The 6,312-nt window shown below is 58.9% G+C and carries 2 protein-coding genes; both read right to left on the bottom strand.

Annotation, left to right across the window (positions count from 1 at the left end):
• A partial coding sequence (locus ABI582_RS28535; protein WP_442120972.1) for an amino acid adenylation domain-containing protein occupies positions 1-5,991 on the bottom strand: 5,991 nt, incomplete at its 3' end.
• A gap of 1 nt (position 5,992) precedes the next feature.
• Positions 5,993-6,312: phosphopantetheine-binding protein (locus ABI582_RS28530; protein WP_442120971.1), on the bottom strand; the 320-nt coding region annotated here is incomplete at its 5' end.

Genomic DNA, 6,312 nt, shown 5'->3' with positions numbered 1-6,312 from the left:
ATCCTTGAGGACCAATGCCCTCTCCTGCTGCCCCAGTATCGGCAGATCGCCGACTACCTGCTGGGAGTCAAGCGTCAAGGCACGCAACAAATTCCCGAAATGCTCCGCCAGTTGGGTTATGGCGCGACGGTTCCACTGCGCCTGATCATGGCTGTACTGGATCGACAGCGTCGTGCCCAGGTTCACCAATACTGTAAGCGGGTAGTTGGTCTGCTCGCTATTGGCCACCTCACCGAAGCGCAACCCTTCAGGTGCTCCCTGCTGCAAGGCCTCCGAAACAGGGTAGTTCTCAAACACCAGCACGTTGTCGAACAGCGCCTCGCCGCTCAACCCTGCCCAACGCTGGACCTCGTTCAGCGGCGAATGCTCGTACTCACGTACGGCCAGATTGCCTGCCTGTACCTGGCTAATCCACTCTGCGACGGTTTGCTCGGCACGCGGTGTACCTATAACCGGCAAGGTGTTGATGAACAGGCCTATCTGTTCTTCCACCCCAGGCAGATCGGCCGGGCGACCTGCCACAGTAGCCCCGAAAGCTACTGTAGGCTGGCCGGTGTAACGTTGCAGTAGCAGCAGCCAGGCTGATTGCACCAGCGTATTGACCGTGACACGGTTGGCGCGGGCGAAGCCCTCGATAGCTGCAGTTTCCTGACGATCAAACACTTGATGATGAATGTCATGGCCAACTGCGCTTTCTGGCGCTTCAAGGCGCGCTGCAAGGGCTAATCGCGTAGGCTCTTGCAGGTCTGCCATCTGGGCTTTCCAGAAGGTTTCGGCAGCAGTGGCGTCCTGACGCAGCAGCCAAGCAATGTAATCGCGATAGCGCGGAGCCTGGGTTGCAGCCACATGCCCGGCATAACGCTGCAGGACTTCACCGAGCAACCGGGAAGTGCTCCAGCCGTCCATCAGTATGTGATGATGCGTACAGATCAGGTGATGCCGGTTCTCAGCGGTGCGCACCAACAACAGCCGCAGCAACGGTGCCGCTTCCAACGCAAAGCCCCTCTTGCGCTCGCCTTCGGCCAACACCTGCAATGCATGTTCCGAGACTGGCGTGCTGCGCCAGTCCTTTTCACTGAACGGCAACGCCACGTGCTTGCGCACTACCTGCACTGCATGGTCCACGCCGCCCTGCCAAATGAAGCCGGTACGCAAGATATCGTGAGCATCCAGCACTTGTTGCCAGGCGTGCCTGAAGCGCTCCACATCCAACCCGTCTACATCCACACGCAGTTGGTTGATGTAGTTCCCGGTGGCATTCTCGTACAGTGAATGAAACAGCATGCCTTGCTGCATCGGGGCCAGCGGATAGATGTCGTCGATTTCGCCAGCAGGGACCGAGAGACTGTCGAGTTGCTGCTGGCTCAAGCTGGCCAGCGGAAAGTCCGACGGCGTCGCTCCGCGATTCACTGCCTGACAGCAGTGGCCGATCAGCACCTTGAGTTCCCGGGCATATTCATCAGCCAAACGTTCGATGGTAGACGCATCGAATAATTCGCGGCTGTAGGTCCAACCCAGCTTCAGCGCCCCAGCATAGACCTGCCCGTTCAATGACAACAAGCTTCCTAATGGTGCCTGTTCACTGTGATTGCTGCCGCCATGCTCCTTGGCAAGCTTGAACAGACTGCCTTCGTCCTGGAAACTGCCATCGAACTGCCCCAGGTAGTTGAAGACGATTTCGCCGTCAGGAAGATTCTCAAGCACCTGGCGGCTGTCATCGCTACCCAGGTACCGCAGCAACCCGTAACCAATCCCCTTGTTGGGCACAGCACGCAGTTGCTCCTTGACGGTCTTGATCGCATCATCAACCTGCGCCTGGGCAGCCAGTTTCACCGGGTAAATGCTGGTGAACCAGCCGACCGTGCGCGTCAGGTCAAGGTCGTCAAACACATCCTCACGGCCATGGCCTTCCAGGCGTACCAGCACCTGAGGGCGACCGGTCCAGCGCGACACCACGCGCACCAGTGCGGTAAGCAACAAGTCGTTGATCTGGGTACGGTAGGCCGCCGGCGCATCGTGCAGCAGCTTGTGGGTCCATTCAGCGTCCAGGCTGGTACTGGCGTATGCCGCGTGTCGTTGCTGGCTGCCGCCTTGCTGATAATCGCATGGCAAGTAATCGTCAGCGTTCTGCAACTGTGCCTGCCAGTAGCTCAATTCCTGATTCAGGGCGACACTTTTACTGTGCGTTTGCAAACGTTCTGCCCAGGCCTTGTAAGCGCTGGTCTTGGCCGGCAGTTGTACTGTCTGGCCGGTGGAAGTCGACAGATAGGCCTGTTGCAGATCCTCCAGCAGAACGCGCCACGACACACCATCCACAACCAGGTGATGGATCACCAACAGCAACCGCTGGGAACCATCAGGCAGAGTGCCAAGTACCGCTCTCAACAATGGCCCTCCGAGCGAGAAGCTGCACTGCGCCTCATTAGCAGTATCCAGGAATGCATCCACGTCAGAGAACACGCGGTCCCACAGAACGGCCTGCGCATCGACCTGATGGTGGGTACCCTGCCACTCTCCGTCGGCCTGGTGGAAACCTAGACGCAAGGCGTCATGATGTTGCAATACAGCATGCAGCGCTGCTCTCATATGCTGTGGATCGATGCTCTCACCAGGCACGAGCACGACTGACTGGTTCCAGTGTTCAGGCTGGGCCATTGGCTGATGGAAGAACCAATGCTGTATAGGTGTCAGTGGTGTTGTGCCGATAACCGGGCCTTGGTCGATGACCATACTGTCGGCACGTGTAGCAACTGTAGCCAGTGCTTGCACAGTCTGGTACTGGAAAAGTTGCTTCGGGGTGAACTGGACGCCAGCCTGCCGCGCCCGGCTGACCACCTGCAAGGAAATGATCGAATCGCCGCCCAGCTCGAAGAAGTTATCGGTAATACCCACTTTTTCAAGCTTCAGCACGCTGGCCCATACCGCTGCAATTTCACGTTCCAGCTCCGAACGGGGCGCTACATGGCTGGCCTGGAAATGGCTGACATCGGGCTGCGGTAGCGCCTTGCGATCCAGTTTGCCGTTAGGGGTCAATGGCAGTTTGGCAAGGAACAGCAACTGTGCCGGTACCATGTACTCCGGCAGGTTTTGCTTGAGCCGGGAACGCAATGCATCACGCAGCGTCGATTGTTGCGCGGGCGTGCCCGTCAGCGCTTCATCAACCGGCACGACATAACCCACTAGTTGCTTGCCAGATGGGCCATCCTGCGCCAACAGGACCGCTTCACGTACAGCCTCATGGGCCTGTAGCTGCGCCTCGATCTCACCCAGCTCGATACGGAAACCGCGGATTTTCACCTGATGGTCGATACGGCCGACATATTCAATCAAGCCTCCCGCCTGATAACGGCCCAGGTCGCCGGTACGGTACATGCGGCCGCCACCCTGCTCGTCGAACGGGTCTGGAATGAAACGTTCGGCAGTCAGCCCCGGACGCCCCAGATAGCCACGCGCCAAGCCTGCCCCAGCCATGTAAAGTTCACCGTTCACGCCCACCGGCACTGGCGCAACAGCATCACTCAGCAGATAGACCGAACTGTTGGCGATGGGGCGGCCAATATTGGCTTTGCCATGGGCTGCACGAAGCGTGAAGGTTGAATACGTAGTGTCTTCCGAAGGGCCGTAAAGGTCATACACCTGTTGAACATGCCCGGTGGCGTACAGGTCGTCGACCAACGACTGCTTCAAGGCTTCCCCGGCCAGGTTGATAGTGCGCACGGTAGCCGGCAAGCCTCCGGTCTCGTGCAGCATCTTGATCGCTGACGGCACGGTATTGACCAGTTGCACACGCTCTTTGGCTGCCAGATGAGGCAGCTCCAGGGCGTTGGCCGCCAGAACCACATAGCCGCCAGCCGACAACGTGACAAACAGCTCCCATACCGACAGGTCGAAGCAGATCGACGTGGAAGCAAGCACACCGCACAGATCCTGCTGGCTGTAAACACTTTGTGCCCAGCCGATCAGCGCAGTAACGTTGCGGTGCTCGATCAGCACGCCCTTGGGCTTACCCGTGGAACCTGAGGTGTAGATGCTGTACGCCAGGTTGTCCGGCTGTGTGATGCAAACCGGGTCAGTGGTGGGGTAGGACGCCAAGGACAACTGGTCAAGCAACAACGTCCTGGCATGAAACTCCTCGGGCATGCGCGCAAGCAGGTGCGATTGGGACAACAGCAATATCGACTGGCTGTCCTCGAGCATGTATTCAATGCGGTCCTGCGGATATTCCGGGTCAAGCGGCACGTAGGCGCCGCCGGCCTTGAGAATGGCCAACAGGCCAACGACCATGTCCGGGGTACGCTCCATGGCGATACCTACCAGCACATCCGGACCTACGCCTTGCTGCCGGAGCCTGTGCGCCAACTGGTTGGCACGCTCGTTAAGCTGTGCATAGCTCAGCTCATGCTCAGCGAAAAGCAATGCCGGTGCGTCAGGCGTTGCCTTTGCCTGGGTCTCGAATAACTGGTGCATGCATTGATCGGCGTTATAATCCGCCTGCGTGCTGTTCCAGTCACGAAGGACGCGTTGCAGTTCCTGGCCGTCAAGCATCGACAGGCCCGCCACAGGCTGGTTCGGTTGCGTCACGATACTGGCAAGCAGGTTCACCCAGTGTGCGGCCATGCGTTCGATGGTAGGTGCATCGAACAGGTCGGTTGCGTAGGTCAACGCTGCGCTGATGCCAGACTCATGGTCAAAGGTGTCGAGTGCCAGATCAAACTTGGCAACATGGCTCCCCCAGGCCAGTTCCTCCATCACCAGGCCAGGAAGGTTGCGAGCGCTGTCTTGGCGGGTTTGCGACTGGTGGTTGTACATCACCTGGAACAGCGGGCTCAGGCTTAGGCTCCGCTCAGGCTGCAACGCCTCGACCAGTTGCTCGAACGGCAGGTCCTGATGCGCTTGGGCACCGAGGGCACGCTGCCTGACCTGCTCCAGCAGTTCGGCAAAGGTGATGTTCAACTCAAACTCGGCACGCAATACTTGGGTATTGACGAAGAAGCCTGCCAAACGCTCCGTCTCCACACGGTTGCGGTTGGCGATGGGAACACCCACGCGTATATCCGATTGCCCCGAATAGCGATGCAGCAGCGTCTGGAAGCTGGCCAGCAGCAGCATGAAGGGTGTAACACCTTGCTGCTGCGCCAACCGTTTGAGCGAGGAGGTAAGCTCGGCAGGCAGTGGGATTTCCAGCCGCGCGCCTTGCTGGCTATGGAGGGCCGGACGAGGACGGTCTGTCGGCAGCTCCAGCACAGGCTGTTCATCGCCCAGTTGAGCTTGCCAGTACTCCAGTTGCCGGTCCTTTTCACCGGCCTCCATCCACGCTCGTTGCCAGATGGCGTAGTCGGCGTACTGAATGGGCAGCGGGGGCAGCTGGATGTCATGCCCTTGGCTGGCCCCCTCATAAAGCCGAAGCAGGTCTTCGACCATCACCGGCATCGACCAGCCGTCCGCAACGATATGGTGCAACGTGAGCACCAGTACGTGCTCTTGGGGAGCGAGTTTCAACAGCTTGGCACGCAACAGCGGCCCATGCTGCAGATCGAAGGGTTGCCGGGCCTCAGCTTCCAGGCAAGCTTGCAAGATGCCCGGCTCCTGTGACGCCACAGATTCCACGGCAAGTTCGAACTTCAAGCTTGCATGAACAACCTGTACCGCTTGCTCATCTTCGGGGCTGAACGTGGTACGCAGGATTTCATGGCGGCCGATCAGGACCTCGAAGCTGCGCTGCAAAGCGGCGATGTCCAGCTCGCCGCTGAATCTCAGGGCCGCTGGGATGTTGTAGGCCGAACTTTGCGGCTCCAATTGCCAGAGAAACCATTGCCGCTGCTGAGCATAGGAAAGCGGCAACCATTCTGCGTTCTGACGTGTTTGCGGAATTGGGAGCTGAGCCAGGCTCATGCCTTTTGATGCAAGTTTCTCCAGAAACAGCTTGCGCTGCGCCGAAGGCAGCCCGATAAAGCGCTGTACCAGTTCCATGTTGCGGTTATCTGTTTGCATCTCAAACTGCCTCAAGCTCGCTCATGAAGTCCTGGAGGTCATCCAGGTCAGCATCGGTATTGGTATTCAGGCCACTGATCATGGCTGCGTAGGTCTGCAGATCTGCGGCCTGGAACAACAGGCCGAGCGGCAGATTGACGCCCAGCTCCATCTGCAGGCGCGCCATCACCTGGGTGGCCAGCAACGAGTGCCCACCCAGTTCAAAGAAGTTGTCGTTCAGGCCAACCCTTTCCAGCTTCAGCACATCGGCCCAGATCGCCGCGATCTGCTGCTCCAGTGTGCTCTGCGGCGCCACGTATTCGCCCTGCAACAGGCTGGCAC

The organism is Pseudomonas sp. SAS7 (assembly GCF_052112345.1).
GTDB lineage: Bacteria > Pseudomonadota > Gammaproteobacteria > Pseudomonadales > Pseudomonadaceae > Aquipseudomonas > Aquipseudomonas putida_Q.
This window is presented reverse-complemented; position numbering and strand designations above follow the sequence as displayed.